This is a genomic window from Blautia sp. 2227st1_G12_2227SCRN_220401, from assembly GCF_039062885.1.
Classification (GTDB): domain Bacteria; phylum Bacillota; class Clostridia; order Lachnospirales; family Lachnospiraceae; genus Blautia_A; species Blautia_A fusiformis.
Genome location: NZ_JBCLNI010000017.1, coordinates 34,215 through 56,304, shown reverse-complemented (window position 1 = coordinate 56,304; position 22,090 = coordinate 34,215). Strand labels below are relative to the sequence as shown.

The window sequence follows — 22,090 nt, the reverse complement described above, 5'->3', positions numbered from 1 at the left end:
GGCGCACTCATACACAGTATTTGCGCGCTTAAAATATATACTAACACCTGTTTTCCTGAAATGCAAGAAAAAATTAAAAAAATTTTTGATTTTTTTTACAGGCTGTATTATAATGGGTGGCAAAGTCCGGCAGACATATGGAATCTGCCTATTTTTTAATGAAAGGAATCTTTACATATGCATACGGAAATGAAATATCGTTTTCTGATACATTACACCTTATCTTTTATCGGTGGATACCTGGGGCTTTATGCCATTGTGTCAAGAGCTGATCTTTTCGGCAATGCCCAGACAGCCAATCTTCTTGGTGTTGTGCGGGATCTCATAGGCAGGAATTTTTCGGATATGCTTCTGCGTGTGGGTGCGCTTCTCATATATATGGCTGCTGTTATCCTTACGGTCTGGATCCCAGAGCATTTTTCCGCAGATCTTCGTTTTATCAGTATCGTGATCGATATCTTTGCGATCCTGCTCCTGGGATTCTTTCCTTCCGGAATGTCTCCGGTTGTGGCTCTTTACCCCGTGTTCTTTGCAATGCCTTTCCAGTGGTGTACCTTCAAGGCTCCCGGCGGATATAACAGCTCCACGATCTTTTCCACCAACAACCTTCGCCAGTTCACCACAGCTGTCACTCAGTTCCTTATGAAAAAGGACAGCGCACAGTGCGATAAAGCAAAATTCTACGGAATGACGCTGCTTTCTTTTCATACAGGTGCAGCTTTGTCTCTGATCCTGTATATGACCTGCGGTCTCTCAGGCGTATGGCTCTGTCTGGTTCCTGCCTTCTATGCTGTATGGCTGATCAGTGTAGACCGGAATACCGCAGCCGATACACCGGCAGTTACCCGAAGCAGCGCTTCTGACGGCAGCAGCTTCAGAAATCTTTCCTATAAGAAAAAAGAGGCCTGACTTTATTTTAGCTTTGATAAAATAAGAGGAAATGTGATCTGTTTTTACACTGTCACATTTCCTTTTTTGTTTACGCGTAAGCCCCTCTGGCGCTTACAGCTTATATGCGTTCGAAATCCAGTATCATGATTTTGAATGGCCGCAAATTGATTTCATCTATATTTCTCATACTATCCTCATAACATATCAATATGCTCTGTAACTTGTTTAAACATTCCACGGTATTTACATTGCGCTTACCGGGAAAATCTTTTATAATTATTCCAGAAATCATAAATCCTGCTATATATTTTTGACCGAACATGAATGGAGAATTGAAATGCCCAAAAGTATTTACGAAGATATCTATAAAGATCTGAAAATGAAAATAGAGGACAACACCTTTGCCTATCAGGAGCTTCTGCCTTCCGAAAACACTCTGATCCAGACTTACGGCTGCTCCCGCAATACCCTGCGACGTGCGGTCAGTCTTCTTGTCAGTGACGGCTATGTACAGACCATGCAGGGAAAAGGTGTCCGCAATATCTACCGTCCAAACGAGAAGACTGCTTTCACCATCGGAGAGATCGAAACCTTCAAGGAATCTGCTGCAAGGAACGGTCAGAATGCCCATACGGAGGTGGCTCTTTTTACAGAGCTTTGTATCAGCAAAAATCAGTCAGCTTACACAGGATTTCCCGCTGGTGCAGAAGTATATTATATTCAGCGTATCCATTATCTTGAAGATATCCCGCTGATCATCAACCATAATTATTTTCTGAAGGAATCCGTTCCCGGCCTTACTGCCGAGATTGCCAGTCATTCTATCTATGAATATCTGGAACAGGTGCTTCATATGACCATTGTCAACAGCAAACGTATCATGACTGTGGAAAAGGTTACAGAAATTGATGAAAAATATCTTCATCTGAATGTAAAGGATTATAACTGCGTGGCTGTGGTGTCCAGCCAGACTTATAACAGTGACGGTGTGATGTTTGAGTATACCCAGTCACGGCACAGACCGGATCATTTTCGATTTTATGATAATGCCCTGCGCCGATGAGCCCGGCTCATAACTGCTTCGCAGCTATACGGTTATGAGCAGGTGACAAATGTGGCTCACAAATATCCGCCTAGATCTGTATAGATACCTGGATCTGTATAGATGCTGCAGTTTCCTATTTTCCAAAATTATGTTATACTGAAACGATCAACGGAGAGAGGAAATTTTATTTTTATGAAAAAACGAGAATCTTTTAACAGCCGCTGGGGGTTCATTCTGGCCTGCATCGGGTCTGCGGTTGGAATGGGAAATATCTGGATGTTTCCCACCAGAGTTTCCCTGTATGGCGGGGGATCGTTCCTGATCCCGTATTTTATTTTTGTGGCACTGATCGGCTTTACCGGGGTGATCGGTGAGATGAGCTTTGGCCGCGGGACACGTTCCGGGCCCATTGACGCCTTCGGCATGGCCTGTGAAACCAAATGCAGACGAAGGCTGGGTGAAACACTGGGCTGGATACCGGTGATCGGTGCACTGGCCATGGCTATCGGTTATACCGTTGTTATGGGATGGATCTTCCGATATATGCTCGGAGCCTTTACAGGATCTACTCTGGCACCGGCAGATATTGAGTCCTTTGGCACCAAATTCGGAGGCATGGCCTCTGCCTGGGGAAATAATCTCTGGCAGCTGGCTGCTCTTGTGATCTGCATGTTTATCCTGATGTACGGCGTTGGAAGCGGCATCGAAAAAGCCAATAAAGTGATGATGCCCATCTTCTTTATTCTGTTTGTGATCCTTGGCATCTATGTTGCCTTTCAGCCGGGAGCTGCTGCCGGATACCGCTATATCTTCCGCGTGGAGCCGGAAGTTCTGGCAAAGCCTTCCACCTGGATCTTCGCACTTGGACAGGCATTTTTCTCCCTGTCTGTTGCAGGTAACGGTACACTGATCTACGGATCTTATCTTCCGGACAGCGAAGATATCCCTGCATCTGCTGCAAGGGTAGCACTTTTTGATACTCTGGCTGCTATGCTGGCAGCACTTGTTATCATTCCGGCCATGGCTACCACAGGTGCCAAGCTTGACCAGGGCGGTCCCGGACTTCTGTTCATCTACCTGCCGCACCTGATCAAAACCATGCCTGGCGGACGGATCATTGCCATCATCTTTTTCGTAGCTGTGTTCCTTGCAGGCATGACCTCGCTTATGAACCTTTATGAAGCTCCTATTGCCACAGTTCAGGAAAAAACAGGTCTTGGCAGGATTCCCTCCTGCATGGTGATCGCAGTGATCGGTGTTGTGGTTTCGCTTCTTATCCAGGGCATTGTTTCTGACTGGATGGATGTGCTTTCCATCTATATCTGTCCTCTCGGCGCGGGACTTGCAGGGATCATGTTCTTCTGGATCTTCGGCCGGAGCTATGTGGAAAGCCAGGTCAACAAAGGCCGCGAGAAACCATTCACGAAATATTTTTATCCGGTGTGTAAATATCTTTATATTCCGGTGTGCTTTCTGGTGCTGATCCTTGGTGTTGTGCTGGGCGGGATTGGATGATAAGGTGATAACATAAGTAAAATAAAAAATTATCTGCATAAACAAATCCCCCGAAAAATGATTTTTTAATCATTTCCGAGGGATTTTTATGTTTTATCTTATAATATTCGTAAAGCCAGGATTTTCGATTTGCTGCATATCCCGAATACACTCACTTCACAGTTTGTCAACAAGTTTAAGTTTTACACTGATTTTCAATTATTCTGCATTCTTAGAGTGTATCCGGTTTCTCCACTTCGTAGTCAGACCAGGATGCAGCCGTATCGCTGCCTGAGAAACGTAAAAAAATGTGAGTGATAAATTCCACTTCAGATTCTTTTCTGCAGAAAAGGCAAAAAAAGACCCGGCAGCTTGACGCCACCAGGTCATCTTTTACAATATTTCTTATTTATCTCTCCAGATGATTCTTCCTTTGGAAAGATCATACGGAGAAAGTTCGATCGTTACTTTATCTCCCGGGAGAATACGGATAAAATTCATACGGAGCTTGCCACTGATATGTGCAAGTACCACATGTTTGTTTTCCAGTTCCACTTTAAACATCGCATTAGGCAGTTTCTCCAGAACAGTGCCTTCTACTTCGATCACATCTGCTTTTGACATTTTTTACCTCCTATGTCATGACAACAATTGCTGCTTACAGATTCGTAAGCGTCAGAATCTCTGGTTCCCCATCGGTGATGAGGATCGTATTTTCATAATGGGCGGAAAGTGAACCATCCATGGTTACCACTGTCCACTCATCGTCCAGCCATGCCACGTCCGCACGACCAAGGTTGATCATGGGCTCGACGGCCAGGGTCATTCCCGGAAGGAGCTTGATGCCCCTGCGCTTCTGCGGGAAGTTTGGAATCTGCGGATCCTCATGAAGATGAGTTCCGATTCCATGTCCTACAAGGTCACGTACAATACCATAACGGTATTTCGCTGCGTGGGCTCCGATGGCTTTGGAAATATCATTTAAATGATTTCCGGCTTTTGCCATTTTCAGTCCTTCAAAAAAGCACTCTCTTGTAACCTTAATGAGCTGCTGTGCTTCTTTGGATACTTCACCTACCGCATAGGTACGTGCTGCGTCAGAATGGTAGCCCTTGTAAATCAGGCCGGCGTCGATCTTAACCAGATCCCCGTCCTGGATAATCTTCTCTTCGGATGGAATTCCATGCACAACCTCATCATTCAGGCTGATACAAAAAGAAGCCGGAAAACCTCCGTAATTCAAAAAGTTCGGAATACAGCCCATAGACCGGATCATTTCTTCTCCAATCTTATCAATCTCCTTGGTGCTGACGCCTGGTTTGATATAAGGGATCAAACCATCATGCACCTTCTCCAGAAGATGGCCGGATTCTCTCATAAGTTCTATTTCATGCTGTGTCTTAATTGTTACGGACATTCTTATTCTCCTAAGATGTCAACGATCTCCTGGAATACCTCATTCAGATCCCTGGTTCCGTCTACCGTCTTCAAAACACCCTGTCTGGTGTAATAGTCAATCAATGGCTGTGTCTGCTCATGATAAACATTCAGACGCTTCTGGACTGTTTCCGGCTTATCATCGTCACGGAGTACAAGCTTGTCACCACAGGTATCACAGACACCTTCTGTTTTCGGTGCTGCGAACTCAACATGATAAGTTGCACCGCATTTTACGCAGGCACGACGACCGCCCATACGTTTCACGATATTATCATCCGGTACATCCACATCGATTGCATAGTCAATTTTGCTTCCAAGTTTGTTCAGAGCCTCTGTCAGACATTCTGCCTGCGGAATTGTTCTCGGAAAACCATCAAGAACATATCCTTCTCTTGCATCCTCCTGCTGGATTCTGTCAACAACAAGGTCACAGGTCAGTTCATCCGGAACAAGAAGTCCCTGATCCATGTAAGTTTTTGCTTTGTTTCCAAGCTCGGTACCGTTTTTGATGTTGGCACGGAAAATATCTCCTGTGGAGATGTGCGGAATCCCATATTTCGCCGCAATTTTCTTGGCCTGAGTACCTTTGCCTGCCCCCGGTGCACCCAACATAATAATTCTCATAGCATACCCTCCATTTTCCTGTTTGCTGCCTGATTTTCAGACAGTCCTGTTTACAAATCAAGGCTGCGACACTTTCGCACCGCAACCTTCATTTTCAATTAGTTCAGGAAGCCTTTGTAATTACGTACAAGCAGCTGAGATTCCATCTGCTTAACGGTCTCCAGGATAACACCTACGATGATGATGATAGATGTTCCTCCGAAGGAAACGTTCGCGCCAAATACACCGTTAAAGAAGAACGGAATAACGGCCACGATAACAAGACCTACTGCACCTATAAATATAATATAATTCAGGATTTTAGTCAAATAATCTGAAGTCGGTTTTCCCGGACGGATGCCTGGGATAAAACCGCCCTGCTTTTTGATATTATCGGCTACTTCCAACGGATTAAAGGTAATGGATGTATAGAAGTATGCGAAGAATACGCAAAGTACTACATACACGATCAGACCCCAGCTATACTGGATCTGACTTGGATTACACCAGTTATTAGAGGAAAGTCCTCTTAAGATCTCACTTCCAATGCCTGTTCCGTTTCCTTTGCCAGCAAACTGTGCAATGATTGACGGGAATGACATAATGGAAGAAGCAAAAATAACCGGGATAACACCGGCAGTATTTACCTTGAGCGGGATGTTTGTGGACTGACCGCCCATCATCTTACGTCCAACCATCTTTCTGGAATACTGAACCGGAATTCTTCTCTCTGCTCCGTTGAGGATAAGTACGAGCACTACAACAAACAGGATGATCACAGCAATAATGCAGGCTGCGAGCATGCCTTTTGCAATTGTTTTGCCCTTGACGAAGTTCTCATAAAGAAGGGATACATCGCTCGGGATCCTGGACACGATATTGATTGTCAGGACGATGGAAATACCATTTCCAACACCCTTCTCTGTAATACGCTCGCCCAGCCACATAAGCATTGCGGAACCCGCTGTTAAACTTGCAACAACTACGATTCCTTTAAGGAAGTTCATGTTCGGGATCATACCCTGACGTCCGAATCCGATTGCCATGGCAACAGACTCAAACAGAGCAAGACCAACGGTTACATAACGTGTGATTGCTGTAAGCTTTTTTCTGCCTTCTTCTCCGTCACGCTGCATTTCTTCCAGTGCCGGAATGGCAATGGTAAGAAGCTGAATGATAATGGAAGAAGTAATGTAAGGTGTGATGTTCAATGCAAAAATTGACATCTGAGTAAAGGAACCGCCGGTGAACGCATCAAAGAAATTGAATGCGTCACCGGTATTAGATTCAAACCACTGCTTGAAGAAGTCACTGTCGACTCCCGGTACAGGAAGCTGGGATCCAATTCTGATCACGAATATCATCCAGATCAGATAGAGAAGTTTCCTTCTCATTTCCTTTACTTTGAAAACACTCTTAAGAGTCTCAAACATTAGATCACCTCTACTGTACCACCAGCAGCTTCAATTTTTGTTTTTGCAGTCTCGCTGACAGCGTTTACTTTAACATTGAGTTTTTTTGTAAGCTCGCCGTTTCCAAGGATCTTAACACCATCACCGATCTTGGAGATTGCACCGCTTGCAAGTAAGCTGTCAACTGTAACCTCTGCGCCATCCTCAAAACGATTGAGAACGTCTACATTGATTGCGATAATTTCTTTGGAGTTTCTGTTAGTGAAACCTCTCTTAGGAAGACGTCTGTATAAAGGCATCTGACCTCCCTCGAATCCCGGTTTCTTGTGTCCGGAACGAGCAAGCTGTCCTTTATGTCCTTTACCAGCAGTTTTGCCGTTTCCTGAACCATGTCCACGGCCTCTTCTGAAGTTATCGCTATGCTTGGAACCCTCTGCGGGTCTTAAGTTTGATAATTCCATTCTGGCACCTCCTTAATCTTCTACTTTTACCAGGTGCTGCACCTGCTGAATCATTCCTCTGGTTGCAGCGTTGTCTGGCATCTCAACTGTTTTATGCATCTTTGTAAGACCCATAGCTTTTACAGTTTTTTTGTGCTTCGGTACTGCACCGATTGGAGATTTTACCAGTGTAACCTTGATTGTATCTGCCATTTCCATTTCCTCCTTAACCCAGAATCTCATCTACAGATTTTCCGCGGAGCTTTGCAACCTCTTCCGGAGTCTTTAACTGGCTCAGGCCTGCGATTGTTGCCAGAACTACGTTCTGTTTATTTCTGGAACCCATACATTTTGTACGGATGTTTTTGATACCAGCAAGCTCGATTACGGCACGTGCCGGGCCACCGGCGATAACTCCAGTACCTTCCGGAGCTCTCTTCAGAAGCATCTCAGCGCTTCCGAATTTTCCGATGAAGTCATGTGTAATGGAATTGTTCTCGTCTCTTGCAACAGTAACAAGTTTCTTCATAGCGTCCTCTTTACCTTTGCGGATCGCCTCCGGAATTTCTGCTGCTTTTCCTAAACCTGCACCAACGTGTCCATTGCCGTCACCTACAACAACTAAAGCTGTGAAACGGAAGTTACGACCACCTTTAACAACCTTGGTAACACGCTTGATTGATACTACTTTATCTTCTAACTCTAACTGACTAGCATCAATAAGATTACGTTTCATGTGTTCTTTTCCTCCTCTTAGAATTTCAGTCCAGCTTCTCTTGCTGCATCTGCCAGTGCTTTAACTTTTCCGTGGTAGATATATCCACCTCTGTCGAAAACAACGTTCTCGATACCAGCCTCGATGGCTTTTTTACCGATTACTGTTCCGACTTTTGCTGCAGCCTGTACATCGTCAGTGTTCTCAAGCTCTGCTTTTACGTCCTTCTGGAGAGTAGAAGCGGATACTAAAGTCTTACCAACTGTGTCATCAATAATCTGTGCATAGATGTGCTTGTTGGAACGAAATACTGCCAGACGAGGAGTAGTTGCAGTTCCGTTTAAATGATGACGTAATCTTCTATGCTTCTTTTCGCGAATTTCGCTTCTGGATGCTTTGTTAATCATATTCTCACTCTCCTTAATTATTTCTTACCGGTCTTACCGACTTTACGTCTGATAACTTCGTCAACGTACTTGATTCCCTTGCCCTTGTATGGCTCAGGTCTTCTCTTGTCTCTGATCTCAGCTGCGTACTGGCCAACTTTTTCTTTGCTGATACCAGATACGATGATCTTGTTTCCATCAACTGTGGACTCAAGACCTTCTGGATCTTCCATTTCTACCGGGTGAGAATATCCAAGGCTAAGTACGAGCTTCTTGCCCTGCTTAGCTGCTTTATAACCAACACCGTTAACCTCAAGCTCTTTTTTGTAGCCTTCGCTTACACCAACAACCATGTTGTGGATAAGGCTTCTTGTTAATCCGTGAAGGGATTTGATTCTCTTTAAGTCGTTCGGTCTTGTTACTACTACATGACCGTCTTCAACTTTGATCTCTAACTCTGTCGGGAGTGCTCTCTCAAGTGTTCCCTTAGGTCCTTTTACTGTTACAACGTTTCCATCAGCGACTGTAACCTCAACGCCAGCTGGAATTGCAACCGGAAGTCTTCCGATTCGTGACATAAATTTGTCCTCCTTACTTAGATTGTCGGAGAGGGCCCATGCCCTCTCTGTTTTCAGTTTAAAAGCTATATGACTGCCCTGTATGGACTACCATACGAATGCAAGTACCTCGCCACCAACCTGAAGCTTACGAGCCTCTTTGTCAGTGATAACGCCTTTGTTTGTGGAAAGGATTGCGATACCAAGTCCACCAAGAACCTTCGGAAGCTCATCCTTGCCTGCGTATACACGAAGACCTGGTTTGGAGATTCTCTTAAGTCCTGTGATGATCTTCTGATTTTTGTCCTCACCGTATTTCAGTGTGATGTGAAGAGTTTTAACAACTCCATCCTCAACCAGATCATATTTTGCGATGTATCCCTCATCTACAAGGATGTTTGCGATAGCAATTTTCATCTTGGATGCCGGTACGTCTACAGTGTCATGTTTTGCAGTGTTTGCGTTACGGATTCTTGTAAGCATATCTGCGATCGGATCGCTCATTGTCATGTAAGTTTCCTCCTCTTTCTTCAGACTTTACATGTCGTGTGAATTAATATATATCTAATCAAAAAGTTGCTTGCAGCCTACCAGGACGCTTTTTTAACACCCGGAATCTGACCTTTGTATGCCAGCTCACGGAAGCAGATTCTGCAAATTCCGTATTTTCTCAGGTATGCATGTGGACGGCCACAGATTCTGCAGCGAGTATACTCTCTTGTGGAGAATTTAGCTTTGCGCTGCTGTTTAATTTTCATTGCTGTCTTAGCCATGAATCTTTTCCTCCTATTTAGCAAATGGCATGTTGAATAATGTCAGTAATTCGCGTGCCTCTTCATCTGTTTTAGCAGTTGTAACGAAGATAACGTCCATTCCTCTTACTTTATCAACCTTATCGTACTCAACCTCTGGGAAGATCAACTGCTCTTTGATACCAAGAGCGTAGTTTCCTCTGCCGTCGAATGCGTTCGGGTTAACACCACGGAAGTCACGTACACGTGGAAGAGCAAGGTTGATAAGACGATCAGCGAATTCATACATCTTCTCACCTCTCAGAGTAACTTTACATCCGATCGGCATACCCTCTCTGATTTTGAAGTTAGCGACAGATTTTTTAGCTTTTGTAGCGATTGCTTTCTGTCCTGTAACAAGTTCCATATCTGCGATTGCAGCGTCAAGAAGTTTAGCGTTCTCTTTCGCCTCGCCAACACCCATGTTAACAACGATTTTCTCGAGTTTTGGCACTTCCATTACGTTTTTGTATCCGAATTTCTTGGTCATGGCATCCATGATCTCGTTCTTGTAAAGATCTTTTAATCTACTCACCTTTATATGCCTCCTCTCTTAATTAATCGATTGTCTTTCCTGTTGCCTTTGCAACACGGACTTTTTTGTCTCCATCCATCTTGAATCCAACTCTTGTAGCTTTTCCGTCTACAACGAGCATTACGTTGGAGATGTGAAGCGGAGCTTCTTTTGTCACGATTCCACCGTTCTGATTAGCTGCGGACGGTTTAGCGTGCTTTGTAACCATGTTTACGTTCTCAACAACTACTGTGTTGTCTTTTACGTTAACTGCAAGAACTTTTCCGTCCTTACCTTTATCTTTTCCAGCGATAACTTTTACAGTATCACCTTTTTTAATTTTCATAGCTGACATTCGGCACCCTCCTATAATACTTCCGGAGCTAAGGAAACGATCTTCATGAATTTCTTCTCACGAAGCTCTCTGGCAACTGGTCCAAAGATACGAGTTCCTCTCGGAGTTAAGTCATCCTTGATAATTACGGCAGCATTTTCATCGAAACGGATGTAGGATCCGTCTTTACGACGAGCGCCTTTTTTAGTTCTAACAACTACAGCTTTAACAACGTCACCTTTTTTAACAACGCCGCCTGGTGTTGCATCTTTAACCGTAGCAACGATTGTATCACCGATGTTTGCATATCTTCTTGTAGAGCCGCCCATAACACGAATACAAAGGATTTCTTTTGCACCAGTGTTGTCGGCAACTTTCAGTCTAGTTTCCTGCTGAATCATACTGGTTTCCTCCTTATTTAGCTTTCTCTACGATTTCAACCAGTCTCCATCTCTTGTCCTTGGACAGCGGTCTGGTCTCCATTACCTTAACGGTATCTCCGATGTTGCACTCATTGTTCTCATCATGAGCTTTTAATTTATATGTTCTCTTCACGATTTTTTTGTAAAGAGGATGTTTTACATGGTCTTCAATTGCAACTACGATGGTCTTATCCATTTTGTCGCTGATAACCTTACCCACGCGGGTTTTTCTCAGATTTCTTTCCACGATCTATGTCCTCCTGTCCTATTTGGAAGCGTTTGCCTGCTCAGTGATTACTGTCTGGATTCTGGCAATATTTTTACGAACCTCTTTGATTCGTCCTGTATTGTCTAACTGGTTTGTTGCATTCTGAAATCTCAGATTGAAAAGCTCTTTTTTAGCAGCTACTAATTCTTCATTCAGTTCTGCAACTGACTTTGCTTTTAAATCTTCAACGAACTTATTAATTTTCACTGTTATCACCGCCTTCTAAGTCTGCACGAGAAACTATTTTACATTTACATGGTAACTTGTGCATTGCAAGACGTAATGCTTCACGGGCAACCTCTTCGGACACGCCTGCAATCTCAAACATAACACGACCTGGTTTAACTACTGCTACCCAGTACTCCAGAGCGCCTTTTCCGGAACCCATTCGAGTCTCAGCTGGTTTAGCTGTTACCGGTTTATCCGGGAAAATCTTAATCCAAACTTTACCGCCACGTTTGATGTAACGGGTCATAGCAACACGGGCTGCCTCGATCTGATTAGATCTGATCCAGCACGGCTCAGTAGCAACAAGACCGAAATCACCATAGTTGATAGCATTGCCTCTCAGGGCTTTTCCTCTCATGGAGCCACGGAATTGTTTACGACGTTTTACTCTTTTTGGCATTAACATTATTTATCGCTCCCTTCCTTAGTTCCTTTTGTCGGAAGAATCTCACCATTGTAGATCCATGCCTTAACACCAACTTTACCGTATGTGGTGTCTGCTTCCGCAAAGCCATAATCGATATCTGCACGAAGTGTCTGAAGCGGGATTGTTCCCTCGCTGTAGAACTCTGTACGAGCCATATCAGCTCCACCGAGACGTCCGGATACGGAAGTCTTGATTCCCTTAGCGCCAGCCTTCATTGTTCTCTGCATTGTGGACTTCATAGCACGTCTGAAAGAAATACGGTTCTCAAGCTGAAGAGCAATGTTCTCAGCAACCAGCTGTGCATCTTTGTCCGGTCTCTTTACTTCTTTGATGTCAACGATAAGCTTCTTGTCTGTGTATTTCTGAAGCTCAGCTTTAACTTTCTCGATCTCTGCGCCGCCCTTACCGATTACGATACCAGGTTTTGCTGTGTAGATGATGATCTTAACTCTGTCAGATGCTCTCTCGATCTCGATCTTGGAAACACCTGCGCTGTATAATTTCTTTTTAAGGAATGTTCTGATGTTGTAGTCTTCTACCAGGTAGTCAGCAAATTTATCTTCTGCATACCATCTGGAATCCCAATCCTTGATAACTCCGACTCTAAGGCCATGCGGATTAACTTTCTGTCCCATGCTTTTCCTCCTTACCTTTCATCAAGCACAACAGTGATATGGCTTGTTCTCTTCTCGATTCTGTAAGCTCTACCCTGTGCTCTCGGCTGAATTCTCTTCATTGTAGGTCCCTTATCTGCATAGCATGCTGCAACATAAAGGTTGTCTGCGTTCATTCCGTTGTTGTTCTCAGCGTTTGCTACTGCTGACTCAAGCAGTTTTTTGATCACGCTGGAAGCGTATCTCGGATTGTATGTCAGGATACCAAGTGCTGTCTGTACATCTTTGCCACGGATTGCATCTAATACGTAGCATGCTTTCTGAACAGAAATTCTTGCATAAGATAACTTTGCAGACGGCCTTGTCTCTCTATTATTCTCATTTCTGGCTCTCTTTATCTGGCTTCTATGTCCTTTTGCCATCTTAAAGTGCCTCCTTTCCTAAATTCGATATCTGAGTTATCTGCCAGCTGTCTTAAACTGACAGCGGGCAGTTATAAATCTGATGACTAGCGTACTCCGGACTTCTTCTCGTCTTTTCCGTGTCCTCTGTAAGTTCTTGTTGCAACGAACTCACCAAGTTTGTGTCCTACCATATCCTCTGTGATATATACCGGCACATGTTTTCTTCCGTCATGAACAGCGATTGTGTGTCCTACGAAAGACGGGAAGATTGTGGAACGGCGAGACCAAGTTTTGATTACGGATTTATCATTTGCAGCGTTAAGAGCGTCTACTTTTTTAAGTAAGCTCTGGTCTGCAAAAGGTCCTTTTTTCAGTGAACGAGACATGCTTTCTCCTCCTTATTATTTCGATAATGCTTTTCCATCGCGTCTTCTTACGATGTACTTGTTGGACTGTTTGTTTTTCTTTCTGGTCTTCAGGCCGAGAGCAGGTTTGCCCCACGGTGTGCAAGGACCTGGGCGTCCGATACCGGTCTTACCTTCACCACCACCATGTGGATGATCATTCGGGTTCATTACGGAACCACGAACTGTAGGTCTGATACCCATGTTACGTTTACGTCCGGCTTTACCGATGTTAATAAGGTTGTGATCTCCGTTTCCGATTACACCAACAGTTGCGCGGCATACGATCGGAACCATTCTCATCTCACCGGAAGGAAGACGAAGTGTTGCGAACTTTCCTTCTTTAGCCATGAGCTGTGCGCCGTTTCCTGCAGAACGAACCATCTGTCCGCCTTTTCCAGGATGAAGCTCAATGTTGTGAACCATAGTACCAACCGGGATAAGCTCCAACGGGAGGCAGTTTCCAACACGAACCTCAGCTTCCGGACCATTGTAAACCTTCTGGCCTACTTTAAGTCCCTCTGGAGCGAGGATGTAAGCTTTCTCGCCATCTGCGTAGCAGATAAGAGCGATGTTAGCTGTTCTGTTCGGATCGTACTCGATTGTTTTAACTGTTGCAGGGATTCCATCTTTTCTTCTCTTGAAGTCGATGATTCTGTATTTTCTTCTGCTTCCGCCACCCTGATGTCTTACAGTGATCTTACCCTGATTGTTACGTCCGGCGTTCTTCTTAAGGGAAGTAACGAGGGATTTCTCTGGTTTTGCAGCTGTAATCTCAGAGAAGTCGGAACCAGTCATATGTCTTCTTGACGGTGTATATGGGTTATAGCTTTTGATTCCCATGATGTTTCTCCTTTCAATCTTTATCATCACGCTTTTGACTGCGTATATTCGCGATAATCAGAGTGACACAGATTCATGAGGAAGCAGGCTCGTCATGCTTGCATGTAAGAGACTGATTACTTATGAAGCTGTAGAAGCGTGAAACGCGACCGAGGAAGCTTCTGCTTCCGAGGTGTCACTCGTACCGCTTGATGCTGATCTTCTAATTAAAGTCCTTCGAAGATCTCGATATCTTTGCTCTCTTCTGTAAGAGCTACGATAGCTTTTTTGGTCTTAGCAGTTTTTCCAACTACCATTCCACGGCGTTTTTTCTTTCCATCGTTGTTGATGGTGTTTACGCTTTTAACTTTGGTTCCCTCGAACATCTTCTCAACAGCCTCTTTGATCTGAGTCTTGTTTGCTTCCGGATGTACAAGGAATGTATATTTTTTCTCACCCATGGCGTTCATGGATTTCTCTGTGATAACCGGACGGATGATTACGTCATAGTACTGAATACTTGCCATTATGCGTATACCTCCTCGATAGATGCAACGGCATCCTTTGTAACAACTACGGTGTTGTGTTTCATAACATCGTATGTGTTGATTGTAGCCGGTGTTGCAGTTTCCACGTCAGCGATGTTTCTTGCAGAAAGAATTACGTTCTGATCGTTATCAGCTGTGATTACAAGAGCTTTCTCTGCTTTCAGGTTTGTAAGGACCTTCTGCATCTCTTTTGTCTTAACCTCAGCAAGTGCAAGGCTGTCAACAACAACAAGTTTATTATCCTGAACCTTGGATGTCAGAGCGGATTTAAGAGCTGCTCTTCTTTCCTTCTTGTTCATTTTTACTTCATAGTCTCTCGGAACCGGAGCGAATACAACACCGCCGCCTGTCCACTGTGGTGCACGGATGGAACCCTGTCTTGCATGACCTGTTCCTTTCTGTCTCCACGGTTTTCTTCCGCCGCCTCTTACCTCAGAACGAGTTTTCGCTTTCTGAGTTCCCTGACGGTTATTTGCAAGCTGACGAACAACTGCAAGATGAACGAGATGCTCGTTGATCTCAACGCCGAATACTGCGTCATTCAGCTCCATTGTGCCAACTTCATTGCCTTCCATATTATAAACAGTTACATTAGCCATTCTGATGCTCCTCCTTTCCTATTATAAGGACTTTACTGTCTCTTTGATTGTAACCAAAGATTTCTTAGGTCCTGGAACAGCACCTTTAACTAACAGTAAGTTATTTTCTGTATCTACACGTACGATCTCAAGATTCTGAACAGTTACCTGAACATGTCCCATGTGACCTGGCATATGTTTTCCTTTGAAAACCTTGCTCGGATCGGAGCAAGCGCCGTTGGAACCTGCATGACGATGATATTTAGAACCGTGAGCCATAGGTCCTCTGGACTGGCCATGTCTCTTGATGGCGCCCTGGAAGCCTTTACCTTTGGAAACTGCAGTAGCATCGATGTGATCTCCTGCTGCAAAGATGTCAGCCTTGATTTCCTGTCCAACCTCATACTCGCCGGCATTGTCAAATCTGAACTCTTTTACAAATCTTTTTACAGCTACACCAGCTTTATCGAAGTGGCCTTTCTCCGGTTTGTTGACCAGTTTCTCTCTGATCTCGCCGAATCCAACCTGAACTGATGTGTATCCATCGTTCTCCTCAGTTTTAACCTGAGTTACAACGCAAGGACCTGCCTGTAAAACAGTTACCGGAATTAACATTCCATCTTCATTGAAGATCTGAGTCATTCCGACTTTAGTAGCTAAAATAGCTTTCTTCATTTCTTTCTTCCTCCTTATAGCGGATTACCATTCGGCAATCATATAGTTAATGTCAAATGACATTATTAGCGGTTTTTCATCTTGATATCGATGTGAACACCAGCCGGCATTTCCAGTCTGGAAAGTGCGTCTACTGTTTTCTGAGTTGGTGTCAGGATATCGATAAGTCTCTTATGAGTTCTCTGCTCAAACTGCTCTCTGGAATCTTTGTATTTATGAACAGCTCTTAAGATTGTAACAACCTCTTTCTTAGTAGGAAGCGGAACCGGTCCACTTACCATTGCTCCGTTCTTCTTTACTGTCTCGATGATCTTTGCTGCAGATGCATCAACGAGCTGATGATCATATGCCTTTAATGTGATTCTCATTACCTGATTTGCCATAAAAAAAGTCTCCTCCTATTCGTACTTATATAGCAGTACGACAAGCGGCGACTGTACACATCTCCGTGTGTGTCATGGTATATTTGCACACACGTCCCATCCCAAGATGGTTATTGAACTTTGTACAGTGACTTGTCGTCAGTTTCCTAACTTGACATTCGCTCCACGGAAAACCTGCCAGTGTGGCAGCAACCTCGCGCTTCATAGCTATCAATGTCACAGCAAGGATTAGTATATACGATGATTCTTCAGAATGCAAGCCTTTTTTTAAATTTTTTTGATTTTTTTTAAAAAAGAAGAAAATGGCTCATTTCTGAACCATTTTCTTCTTATATAATAGGTACTTATTTTATTCTTCCATATCGTCCACATCACCACTGATGATATCCGAGTAATCAAACAGTGTAACCTTCGTGATGTCATCCTTAACGATATCCGGTGCATCACCGGCCTTCTTTACGCGGCTTGCAAGCTGCGCTGCGGAATAAGACGGCATCGCAAGGCTTCCAATGGTAACCGGCTCCTCTTCCTCTTCCGGAACCTCTTCGACCTTTCCGGCCGGATGCGGCTTTCTGTTTTCTTCAACCGTACGTTCTGCCATTTCCAGTCTGGAAAGCATATCTGCTTCTTCTGAAGTGGCTGCTGCAATCTCTTTCTTAAGTTCCGCATGAGCTTCACTTGCGGCAGTCTGTGCAGTCTGCTGTATGGCAACCTTCTTTTTATTCTCCGAATAGCCTGTAACATCCTCCTCGTCAATCTCATCTACGAAACCGCCCGTACGGACCTTACGCTTATCTGCTTTTTTATTTTTGTGTTTTCGTGCCTTTTCTTCCTGAATGATCTCTTTTTCTTCTTCCTTCATTCTTCTGGCACGTGCTTTTTCTTCCTGCTTCAGTTCTTTCCTGGACTTCACATAACCCGGTTCCGGATCGTTCACATCTTCCTCAATATCATCCGGCTCTTTCTTCCAGAGTTCTGCGATCACATACAGGATGATCAGGAACAATACGACCAGACCAAGAATGATCAGGCCTTCAATACTTTCTGTAGCCACCATAAGATATCCCACATAGCCAATGGTAACTACAACTTTTGGAACATAATCTCCAACCTTAATGGTAAAAGTCTTTCCTCCGGAAACGGACTGATCTGTTACTGTTCCGGTTCCCTTGGAGGCATCGAGATTGGTGATCGTATATTTATATGTCTCGGAATCTTTCTGTACAAGGATCGGAGTACCTGCGCTGATCGCAGAACTCTTCTCCGGGATCGCATATGTAACAGATCCGACTGGGAGGTTCGTTGCCTTATCGGATTTATCCACGATCACTGTTCTCACCCCGAAGAACGGCGGAAGAGCAAGTCCCAGTACACAGATCAGTGTGCATATCACAACAAAATGTACGATAAATTTCAATACTTTTGACATAGGTAATCTTCCTCTTTCATATTTGTAGGTACTTTGAAGCGTAAAGGGATACAGCGGGAATCGGTCTTCCTTTCCGTCTGTATCCCTTTATATTCCACATCCGCAGGAATCTACCCTTTTCCGCGGACTGCTCTGTCCCAACTGATTACTGGTTGCTTAAATACTGTTCAATGCTCTCCATCGCTGCATTCTCATCATCACCGTTGGCAGACAGTGTAATCTCTTCTCCAGCGTCAAGTCCCAGGGTCATCATTCCCATAATGCTCTTTGCATTGACTCTTTTTTTGCCAATCTCAACATAAATTTCACTGTTAAACTGGCTTGCCACCTGAACAAGCTGTGCTACAGGTCTTGCCTCCAGTCCAGTGGATAAGTTGATAGTGATTGTTTTTTTAATCATAATAGCTCCTCCTTGTTCTCCCGCAGCTCATCTGCGATCTCACTCAGCTTGCGAAGCCGGTGATTCACACCTGATTTGCCCACCTGCGGATTCAACATCATACCTAATTCTTTCAGTGTGGCATCCGGATACTGCAGTCTCAGCCTGGCTATCTGTGCCAGTCCATCGCTTAAGCTCTCAAAGCCGATAGTTCTGCTGATCAGCTGTATATCTTCCACCTGTCTCACTGCCGCATTTACCGTTTTATTGATATTCGCAGCCTCACAGTTCACCTTACGGTTTACCGTGTTACGCATTTCCTTAAGTATCCGGATGTTCTCCAGATCCATAAGGGCTACGTTCGCCTCCATGACTGCCAGCATGTCAACGATCTGCGCGCCTTCCTTCACATAGACCACATATGATTTCTTGCGCACCACAATTTTAGCTTCTACGTGAAAACTGCGGATAATCCCCTGTAATTGTTCCGCTTTCCTGCTGTCCGGACACACGATCTCAAAATGATACCCTTTCTCTGGATCACTGATCGAACCGGACGACAAAAAAGTACCGCGAATAAATGCCCGCTTGCAACAGTTCATCTGAACCACAAGCGAATTATCCATTTCAAGTAAACCGGTTTCGTTATCCACAGAAAGCTTTGTCCCCTGCAGTACTTCCTCTGTTCTGGCAGGATCCGTAACCTCAACAAGATATACCTTACCCCGTTTGAGATGAGACCCTTCCCGGATAACAATCGCTGTCTCTATATTAAAGGTTTTTCGCAATAATGTAAAGCTTTTTCTTGCAACTGCTTCATTTTCTGTCTGGATCCATAGTTTTCTGTTTCCATCCGACATTTTTTCCACACGGCCGCAGCCGCAGAGCAGTGCCGCCAGTTCTGCCACCTGACAATGCCTGGCCAGACTAAGCTGTCCTGCAAGTTCTTCTTTGACTTTTCCTGAAAATGACATCCCGAACCCTCTTTTACTGTTTCCCTGCCACCCTTTTCATCGCGGCAGTTATTTTTTCAGAAGTCTGTCCTTCTCCGCATCCCTGTGCTCCAGGCGGATGCCGTATTCATCCGATTTGGAAAGCCTGGAAAAAAGTTCTCTGGCAATAGTAACAGAACGATGTTTTCCCCCTGTACATCCGATACCGATCACAAGGCTTGTTTTCCCTTCTTTAATGTAGTTAGGGATCAGAAAACGGATCATATCCTCCAGTTTGTCCGCGAAGGCTTTCGCCGTATCACTGGCCATCACATAATTGAACACTTCATCGTCAAGGCCTGTCAGAGGACGCAGTTCATCCACATAATAGGGATTGGGAAGAAATCGCACATCAAACACAAGATCTGCATCTGCCGGGATTCCATACTTAAAGCCGAAGGAAAGCACAGAGATCATGATATTGCTGAACTCTCTGTCATCCACAAAGATCTTTTCGATTTCCTGGCGAAGCTCCCTGGTAAGCAGATGGCTGGTATCAATGATATAATCCGCACGTTTCCGGAGAAATTTTGTTTTCTCACGTTCCAGGCGGATTCCCTCATCCACTCTCCCTGCTCTTGCCAGCGGGTGGCTTCTTCTGGATTCTTTATAGCGTTTTACAAGGACAGAATCCTCTGCATCCATAAACAGGATCTCGTAATCATACCCGGTCTGCTTCATACGGTCCAGAACTACTTCCAGTTCATCAAGGGCACTTCCGCTTCTGGCATCGATCCCCAGAGCCACATTTCTAACATTTTCGCTCTGCATCTCAGGAAGAAGGGAAGCAAATTTTTCCAGAAGCTGGATTGGAAGATTATCCACGCAGAAATATCCCATATCCTCCAACATTTTAAGTGCAGCTGTTTTTCCTGCTCCTGACACTCCTGTAACGATCACAAAACGCATAGTCTCTCTTCCTTTCCATTTCTTCTTCCGTTATCTGCAAAGCGTACATACGCATTCCTGTTCCCTCTGTTTCATATCCTGGGTACCTGAAAGCCGGACTACGCTGAGCCTTTTAGGTCTGTGCGATCGGATCCACAGACAAGTAAGTGGTATAATTATTTTGAAAACGATGTACCAGAAATGGTCATCAGGCTTCAAAATCACCCAGGAACTTCACCTCCGGTTCCAGCGTAACTCCATATTTCTTATAAACGATATCCCTGACATTATCCATCAGCGTGCGGACATCCCTGGCAGTTGCACCGCCTGCATTGATCACAAAGCCACAGTGTTTCTCAGAAACCTGTGCACCACCTACCTGATATCCAGCAAGACCGCTGTCCATGATCAGCTTACCTGCAAAATATCCCTCCGGTCTCTTAAAGGTACTTCCAGCACTGGGATACTCCAACGGCTGTTTGGTGGTACGACGGATCGTCAGATCTTTCATGGTCTCACGGATCACTTCCGGATTTCCCTCCTTCAGCTGTAGCTTTGCTTCCAGCACGATATAACCTGCGGTTTTGATGATGCTGGTACGATATCCCAATTCCAGTTTATCTGCCGGAAGGGTAACGATCTCTCCCTCCTCATCCATCACAGTTACCTCTGTGAGAACATCCTTCATCTCGCCGCCATAGGCACCTGCATTCATCACAACCGCACCGCCCATAGTTCCCGGGATCCCGCCTGCAAACTCAAAGCCTGTAAGAGCTGCATTTTTTGCTGCTGCTGCCACCGATGAAAGCAGCGCACCTGCCTGTACGGTGATCTCTGTTCCTTCTACGGTAACGGCAGACATATTTTTGTAGATCTGGATAACCGCGCCACGGTAACCGCCGTCTCCTACCAGAAGATTGCTTCCGTTTCCGAGGATAAAATAAGGGATCGCACTTTCTTTACAGATTTTTACGATACGACCCACATCTGTGTCTTTATCCGGCATCAGAAAATAATCCGCCGGACCTCCGATCTTAAAAGTTGTATGACGGCTCATTGCTTCGCCTGTAAAAACACGTTCTTCTCCAAGAAGATCGCAGAACTTTTTTATGATTTCTGAATTCACTTTTTATTTCCTCAGTCTTTCTGTTTTATTTCTGTAAAGCAGACATTACTGTTCCGCCTTGACTCATGCTCATGAACTGGATCTGTCCGTGATCTGCGCTCAATTTCTCATTTGCTGTCAGCTGTGTGAAGCGTTTCCGGCTGACAGTATATCCCGCACAACTTCTCCCGCCAGCAGATATCCCGCAGTCCCTGTCACAAAGGAAATATTTCCTTCGGCAGGCTTCTTCACCATAGTTCTTCTCCGTCTGAAAAGCTTTTCTTTTGCCGGTTGTTCTCTGGAATACAGTACTTTGAGTTTACGTATTCCCTGTTTACGCAGTTCTTTTTTTATGATCCTGGCCGCCGGGCATACTGTGGTCCTGCTGATATCCGCAACCTCAAGTCTAGACGGGTCTATCTTGTCCCCGATGTCCAGGCAGGAGATCACAGGCACACGTCCCTCCCTTGCTCTGCTGATCAGAAGCAGTTTTGACGACAGTGTTCCCATTGTATCCACAATATAATCAAAGGAACGTAATTCAAACATTCCCGCAGTCTCCTCATTATAAAAGGTTTCGTAGGTATGCACCAAAATATTCTCATCAATATCCCGGATTCTCTTCTTGGCCGCCTCTACCTTGCTCATTCCCAGAGTAGAATGAAGTGCCAGCACCTGGCTTCCGATATTCGTCAATGTGATCTTTTCATGATCGATCAGTGTCAGACTCCCTACACCGCAGCGCGCAAGTGACTCTGCCACCTGTGATCCGGCTCCGCCAAGACCGAATACTGCAATTTTCGCCCTGCTGAGTTTTTTTACACCTGTATTTCCAACGAGCAATTCCATACGTGAAAAAGCATCCTGCATATCCGTCCTCCTGACACTGTTTTTTCTTTTGA

Annotated in this window: 34 protein-coding genes; 3 read left to right on the top strand and 31 right to left on the bottom strand. The window is 44.7% G+C overall.

Translation table 11 applies throughout. The features are described from left to right. The first annotated feature begins 177 nt into the window (after positions 1 to 177). The 3 genes from ABCM67_RS10265 (at position 178) to ABCM67_RS10255 (ending at position 3,451) form a co-directional block, all read left to right on the top strand. The gene (locus ABCM67_RS10265) at positions 178 to 909 is read left to right on the top strand and encodes a YoaK family protein (protein WP_342992836.1); all 732 of its coding nucleotides are present in this window, start codon (positions 178 to 180) and stop codon (positions 907 to 909) included. Positions 910 to 1,228: 319 nt separating this feature from the next. Further along, positions 1,229 to 1,954, top strand: a complete 726-nt coding sequence (locus ABCM67_RS10260; protein ID WP_059085343.1) for a UTRA domain-containing protein — start codon at positions 1,229 to 1,231, stop codon at positions 1,952 to 1,954. 174 nt (positions 1,955 to 2,128) lie between these two features. Next, the gene (locus ABCM67_RS10255; RefSeq protein WP_250789500.1) at positions 2,129 to 3,451 is read left to right on the top strand and encodes a sodium-dependent transporter; all 1,323 of its coding nucleotides are present in this window, start codon (positions 2,129 to 2,131) and stop codon (positions 3,449 to 3,451) included. A 384-nt stretch (positions 3,452 to 3,835) separates the two neighbouring features. Here the strand turns inward: ABCM67_RS10255 and infA are convergent, their stop codons facing one another. The 31 genes from infA to ABCM67_RS10100 all read right to left on the bottom strand — a co-directional run bounded on the left by infA (position 3,836) and on the right by ABCM67_RS10100 (position 22,058). Then, entirely contained in the window at positions 3,836 to 4,054 is a 219-nt protein-coding gene (gene infA / locus ABCM67_RS10250; RefSeq protein WP_005428560.1) for a translation initiation factor IF-1, read from the bottom strand. A gap of 34 nt (positions 4,055 to 4,088) precedes the next feature. Further along, positions 4,089 to 4,847, bottom strand: coding sequence for a type I methionyl aminopeptidase (map, locus tag ABCM67_RS10245; protein ID WP_021975812.1), 759 nt, complete (start codon positions 4,845 to 4,847; stop codon positions 4,089 to 4,091). Between the two features lie 2 nt (positions 4,848 to 4,849). Beyond that, the gene (locus ABCM67_RS10240; RefSeq protein ID WP_021975811.1) at positions 4,850 to 5,494 is read right to left on the bottom strand and encodes an adenylate kinase; all 645 of its coding nucleotides are present in this window, start codon (positions 5,492 to 5,494) and stop codon (positions 4,850 to 4,852) included. Between the two features lie 98 nt (positions 5,495 to 5,592). Then, positions 5,593 to 6,906: a preprotein translocase subunit SecY gene (gene secY / locus ABCM67_RS10235; protein ID WP_021975810.1), complete on the bottom strand. Its 1,314-nt coding sequence runs from the start codon at positions 6,904 to 6,906 to the stop codon at positions 5,593 to 5,595. Then, the gene (gene rplO / locus ABCM67_RS10230) at positions 6,906 to 7,346 is read right to left on the bottom strand and encodes a 50S ribosomal protein L15 (protein ID WP_015526933.1); all 441 of its coding nucleotides are present in this window, start codon (positions 7,344 to 7,346) and stop codon (positions 6,906 to 6,908) included. The genes secY and rplO overlap by 1 nt, the downstream gene beginning before the upstream one ends. Before the next feature lie 12 nt (positions 7,347 to 7,358). Next, complete coding sequence (gene rpmD, locus ABCM67_RS10225) at positions 7,359 to 7,538, bottom strand: 50S ribosomal protein L30 (protein ID WP_015526932.1); 180 nt, start codon at positions 7,536 to 7,538, stop codon at positions 7,359 to 7,361. Positions 7,539 to 7,551: 13 nt separating this feature from the next. Beyond that, positions 7,552 to 8,061, bottom strand: a complete 510-nt coding sequence (rpsE, locus tag ABCM67_RS10220) for a 30S ribosomal protein S5 (protein WP_015526931.1) — start codon at positions 8,059 to 8,061, stop codon at positions 7,552 to 7,554. Positions 8,062 to 8,078: 17 nt separating this feature from the next. Next, positions 8,079 to 8,447, bottom strand: coding sequence for a 50S ribosomal protein L18 (gene rplR, locus ABCM67_RS10215; protein WP_021975809.1), 369 nt, complete (start codon positions 8,445 to 8,447; stop codon positions 8,079 to 8,081). Between the two features lie 17 nt (positions 8,448 to 8,464). Further along, a complete protein-coding gene (gene rplF, locus ABCM67_RS10210) occupies positions 8,465 to 9,004 on the bottom strand; it encodes a 50S ribosomal protein L6 (protein WP_118062096.1) in 540 nt (179 codons plus the stop codon). An 87-nt stretch (positions 9,005 to 9,091) separates the two neighbouring features. Beyond that, positions 9,092 to 9,493 carry a 30S ribosomal protein S8 gene (gene rpsH, locus ABCM67_RS10205; protein ID WP_015526928.1) on the bottom strand — a complete coding sequence of 134 codons (402 nt, stop codon included), beginning with the start codon at positions 9,491 to 9,493 and terminating at the stop codon, positions 9,092 to 9,094. 77 nt (positions 9,494 to 9,570) lie between these two features. Further along, the gene (locus tag ABCM67_RS10200) at positions 9,571 to 9,756 is read right to left on the bottom strand and encodes a type Z 30S ribosomal protein S14 (RefSeq protein ID WP_015526927.1); all 186 of its coding nucleotides are present in this window, start codon (positions 9,754 to 9,756) and stop codon (positions 9,571 to 9,573) included. Between the two features lie 13 nt (positions 9,757 to 9,769). Continuing rightward, positions 9,770 to 10,309 (bottom strand): 50S ribosomal protein L5, encoded by a 540-nt coding sequence (rplE, locus tag ABCM67_RS10195; RefSeq protein WP_021650765.1) that lies wholly within the window; start codon positions 10,307 to 10,309, stop codon positions 9,770 to 9,772. Between the two features lie 22 nt (positions 10,310 to 10,331). Next, positions 10,332 to 10,643 carry a 50S ribosomal protein L24 gene (gene rplX / locus ABCM67_RS10190; RefSeq protein ID WP_021650764.1) on the bottom strand — a complete coding sequence of 104 codons (312 nt, stop codon included), beginning with the start codon at positions 10,641 to 10,643 and terminating at the stop codon, positions 10,332 to 10,334. Between the two features lie 11 nt (positions 10,644 to 10,654). Further along, positions 10,655 to 11,023 carry a 50S ribosomal protein L14 gene (gene rplN, locus ABCM67_RS10185; RefSeq protein ID WP_019162495.1) on the bottom strand — a complete coding sequence of 123 codons (369 nt, stop codon included), beginning with the start codon at positions 11,021 to 11,023 and terminating at the stop codon, positions 10,655 to 10,657. Between the two features lie 13 nt (positions 11,024 to 11,036). After that, a complete protein-coding gene (rpsQ, locus tag ABCM67_RS10180; protein ID WP_021650763.1) occupies positions 11,037 to 11,291 on the bottom strand; it encodes a 30S ribosomal protein S17 in 255 nt (84 codons plus the stop codon). A gap of 18 nt (positions 11,292 to 11,309) precedes the next feature. Then, positions 11,310 to 11,519: a 50S ribosomal protein L29 gene (gene rpmC / locus ABCM67_RS10175; RefSeq protein WP_021650762.1), complete on the bottom strand. Its 210-nt coding sequence runs from the start codon at positions 11,517 to 11,519 to the stop codon at positions 11,310 to 11,312. Beyond that, positions 11,509 to 11,946 (bottom strand): 50S ribosomal protein L16, encoded by a 438-nt coding sequence (rplP, locus tag ABCM67_RS10170; protein ID WP_118062095.1) that lies wholly within the window; start codon positions 11,944 to 11,946, stop codon positions 11,509 to 11,511. Before rplP ends, rpmC begins: the two co-directional genes overlap by 11 nt. Beyond that, positions 11,946 to 12,602 carry a 30S ribosomal protein S3 gene (gene rpsC, locus ABCM67_RS10165; protein WP_015526923.1) on the bottom strand — a complete coding sequence of 219 codons (657 nt, stop codon included), beginning with the start codon at positions 12,600 to 12,602 and terminating at the stop codon, positions 11,946 to 11,948. Before rpsC ends, rplP begins: the two co-directional genes overlap by 1 nt. An 11-nt stretch (positions 12,603 to 12,613) precedes the next feature. Then, a complete protein-coding gene (gene rplV, locus ABCM67_RS10160; RefSeq protein ID WP_015526922.1) occupies positions 12,614 to 13,003 on the bottom strand; it encodes a 50S ribosomal protein L22 in 390 nt (129 codons plus the stop codon). 86 nt (positions 13,004 to 13,089) lie between these two features. Beyond that, positions 13,090 to 13,371 carry a 30S ribosomal protein S19 gene (gene rpsS, locus ABCM67_RS10155; protein ID WP_015526921.1) on the bottom strand — a complete coding sequence of 94 codons (282 nt, stop codon included), beginning with the start codon at positions 13,369 to 13,371 and terminating at the stop codon, positions 13,090 to 13,092. 15 nt (positions 13,372 to 13,386) lie between these two features. Beyond that, complete coding sequence (gene rplB / locus ABCM67_RS10150; protein ID WP_118062094.1) at positions 13,387 to 14,232, bottom strand: 50S ribosomal protein L2; 846 nt, start codon at positions 14,230 to 14,232, stop codon at positions 13,387 to 13,389. Between the two features lie 206 nt (positions 14,233 to 14,438). Then, entirely contained in the window at positions 14,439 to 14,738 is a 300-nt protein-coding gene (rplW, locus tag ABCM67_RS10145; protein ID WP_021976670.1) for a 50S ribosomal protein L23, read from the bottom strand. Next, entirely contained in the window at positions 14,738 to 15,358 is a 621-nt protein-coding gene (rplD, locus tag ABCM67_RS10140) for a 50S ribosomal protein L4 (RefSeq protein WP_021976669.1), read from the bottom strand. Before rplD ends, rplW begins: the two co-directional genes overlap by 1 nt. Positions 15,359 to 15,379: 21 nt before the next feature. Then, positions 15,380 to 16,012 carry a 50S ribosomal protein L3 gene (gene rplC, locus ABCM67_RS10135; protein WP_015526917.1) on the bottom strand — a complete coding sequence of 211 codons (633 nt, stop codon included), beginning with the start codon at positions 16,010 to 16,012 and terminating at the stop codon, positions 15,380 to 15,382. A gap of 65 nt (positions 16,013 to 16,077) precedes the next feature. Beyond that, entirely contained in the window at positions 16,078 to 16,395 is a 318-nt protein-coding gene (gene rpsJ / locus ABCM67_RS10130; RefSeq protein ID WP_015526916.1) for a 30S ribosomal protein S10, read from the bottom strand. Positions 16,396 to 16,744: 349 nt separating this feature from the next. Further along, the gene (locus ABCM67_RS10125) at positions 16,745 to 17,824 is read right to left on the bottom strand and encodes a hypothetical protein (RefSeq protein WP_342992835.1); all 1,080 of its coding nucleotides are present in this window, start codon (positions 17,822 to 17,824) and stop codon (positions 16,745 to 16,747) included. 145 nt (positions 17,825 to 17,969) lie between these two features. Then, a complete protein-coding gene (locus ABCM67_RS10120) occupies positions 17,970 to 18,224 on the bottom strand; it encodes an HPr family phosphocarrier protein (RefSeq protein ID WP_342992834.1) in 255 nt (84 codons plus the stop codon). Continuing rightward, a complete protein-coding gene (gene whiA, locus ABCM67_RS10115; RefSeq protein ID WP_015526912.1) occupies positions 18,221 to 19,177 on the bottom strand; it encodes a DNA-binding protein WhiA in 957 nt (318 codons plus the stop codon). The genes ABCM67_RS10120 and whiA overlap by 4 nt, the downstream gene beginning before the upstream one ends. A gap of 48 nt (positions 19,178 to 19,225) precedes the next feature. Next, the gene (gene rapZ / locus ABCM67_RS10110) at positions 19,226 to 20,104 is read right to left on the bottom strand and encodes an RNase adapter RapZ (RefSeq protein WP_015526911.1); all 879 of its coding nucleotides are present in this window, start codon (positions 20,102 to 20,104) and stop codon (positions 19,226 to 19,228) included. A 187-nt stretch (positions 20,105 to 20,291) separates the two neighbouring features. Then, positions 20,292 to 21,209 carry a UDP-N-acetylmuramate dehydrogenase gene (gene murB / locus ABCM67_RS10105; protein ID WP_021650759.1) on the bottom strand — a complete coding sequence of 306 codons (918 nt, stop codon included), beginning with the start codon at positions 21,207 to 21,209 and terminating at the stop codon, positions 20,292 to 20,294. 117 nt (positions 21,210 to 21,326) lie between these two features. Continuing rightward, entirely contained in the window at positions 21,327 to 22,058 is a 732-nt protein-coding gene (locus ABCM67_RS10100; RefSeq protein ID WP_110103643.1) for a tRNA threonylcarbamoyladenosine dehydratase, read from the bottom strand. Positions 22,059 to 22,090 lie beyond the last annotated feature (32 nt).

Coding starts and splice junctions, on each gene's coding strand:
- ABCM67_RS10265 (WP_342992836.1), top strand. CDS start 178: ATGCATACGGAAATGAAATATCGTTTTCTGATACATTACACCTTATCT.
- ABCM67_RS10260 (WP_059085343.1), top strand. CDS start 1,229: ATGCCCAAAAGTATTTACGAAGATATCTATAAAGATCTGAAAATGAAA.
- ABCM67_RS10255 (WP_250789500.1), top strand. CDS start 2,129: ATGAAAAAACGAGAATCTTTTAACAGCCGCTGGGGGTTCATTCTGGCC.
- infA (WP_005428560.1), bottom strand. CDS start 4,054: ATGTCAAAAGCAGATGTGATCGAAGTAGAAGGCACTGTTCTGGAGAAA.
- map (WP_021975812.1), bottom strand. CDS start 4,847: ATGTCCGTAACAATTAAGACACAGCATGAAATAGAACTTATGAGAGAA.
- ABCM67_RS10240 (WP_021975811.1), bottom strand. CDS start 5,494: ATGAGAATTATTATGTTGGGTGCACCGGGGGCAGGCAAAGGTACTCAG.
- secY (WP_021975810.1), bottom strand. CDS start 6,906: ATGTTTGAGACTCTTAAGAGTGTTTTCAAAGTAAAGGAAATGAGAAGG.
- rplO (WP_015526933.1), bottom strand. CDS start 7,346: ATGGAATTATCAAACTTAAGACCCGCAGAGGGTTCCAAGCATAGCGAT.
- rpmD (WP_015526932.1), bottom strand. CDS start 7,538: ATGGCAGATACAATCAAGGTTACACTGGTAAAATCTCCAATCGGTGCA.
- rpsE (WP_015526931.1), bottom strand. CDS start 8,061: ATGAAACGTAATCTTATTGATGCTAGTCAGTTAGAGTTAGAAGATAAA.
- rplR (WP_021975809.1), bottom strand. CDS start 8,447: ATGATTAACAAAGCATCCAGAAGCGAAATTCGCGAAAAGAAGCATAGA.
- rplF (WP_118062096.1), bottom strand. CDS start 9,004: ATGTCACGAATCGGAAGACTTCCGGTTGCAATTCCAGCTGGCGTTGAG.
- rpsH (WP_015526928.1), bottom strand. CDS start 9,493: ATGACAATGAGCGATCCGATCGCAGATATGCTTACAAGAATCCGTAAC.
- ABCM67_RS10200 (WP_015526927.1), bottom strand. CDS start 9,756: ATGGCTAAGACAGCAATGAAAATTAAACAGCAGCGCAAAGCTAAATTC.
- rplX (WP_021650764.1), bottom strand. CDS start 10,643: ATGTCAGCTATGAAAATTAAAAAAGGTGATACTGTAAAAGTTATCGCT.
- rplN (WP_019162495.1), bottom strand. CDS start 11,023: ATGATTCAGCAGGAAACTAGACTGAAAGTTGCCGACAACACTGGTGCA.
- rplP (WP_118062095.1), bottom strand. CDS start 11,946: ATGTTAATGCCAAAAAGAGTAAAACGTCGTAAACAATTCCGTGGCTCC.
- rpsC (WP_015526923.1), bottom strand. CDS start 12,602: ATGGGACAGAAAGTTAATCCGCATGGCCTTAGAGTCGGAGTTATCAAG.
- rplV (WP_015526922.1), bottom strand. CDS start 13,003: ATGGCAAAAGGACATAGAAGCCAGATAAAGAGAGCCAGAAATGAGAAT.
- rpsS (WP_015526921.1), bottom strand. CDS start 13,371: ATGTCTCGTTCACTGAAAAAAGGACCTTTTGCAGACCAGAGCTTACTT.
- rplB (WP_118062094.1), bottom strand. CDS start 14,232: ATGGGAATCAAAAGCTATAACCCATATACACCGTCAAGAAGACATATG.
- rplW (WP_021976670.1), bottom strand. CDS start 14,738: ATGGCAAGTATTCAGTACTATGACGTAATCATCCGTCCGGTTATCACA.
- rplD (WP_021976669.1), bottom strand. CDS start 15,358: ATGGCTAATGTAACTGTTTATAATATGGAAGGCAATGAAGTTGGCACA.
- rplC (WP_015526917.1), bottom strand. CDS start 16,012: ATGAAGAAAGCTATTTTAGCTACTAAAGTCGGAATGACTCAGATCTTC.
- rpsJ (WP_015526916.1), bottom strand. CDS start 16,395: ATGGCAAATCAGGTAATGAGAATCACATTAAAGGCATATGATCATCAG.
- ABCM67_RS10125 (WP_342992835.1), bottom strand. CDS start 17,824: ATGTCAAAAGTATTGAAATTTATCGTACATTTTGTTGTGATATGCACA.
- ABCM67_RS10120 (WP_342992834.1), bottom strand. CDS start 18,224: ATGATTAAAAAAACAATCACTATCAACTTATCCACTGGACTGGAGGCA.
- whiA (WP_015526912.1), bottom strand. CDS start 19,177: ATGTCATTTTCAGGAAAAGTCAAAGAAGAACTTGCAGGACAGCTTAGT.
- rapZ (WP_015526911.1), bottom strand. CDS start 20,104: ATGCGTTTTGTGATCGTTACAGGAGTGTCAGGAGCAGGAAAAACAGCT.
- ABCM67_RS10100 (WP_110103643.1), bottom strand. CDS start 22,058: ATGCAGGATGCTTTTTCACGTATGGAATTGCTCGTTGGAAATACAGGT.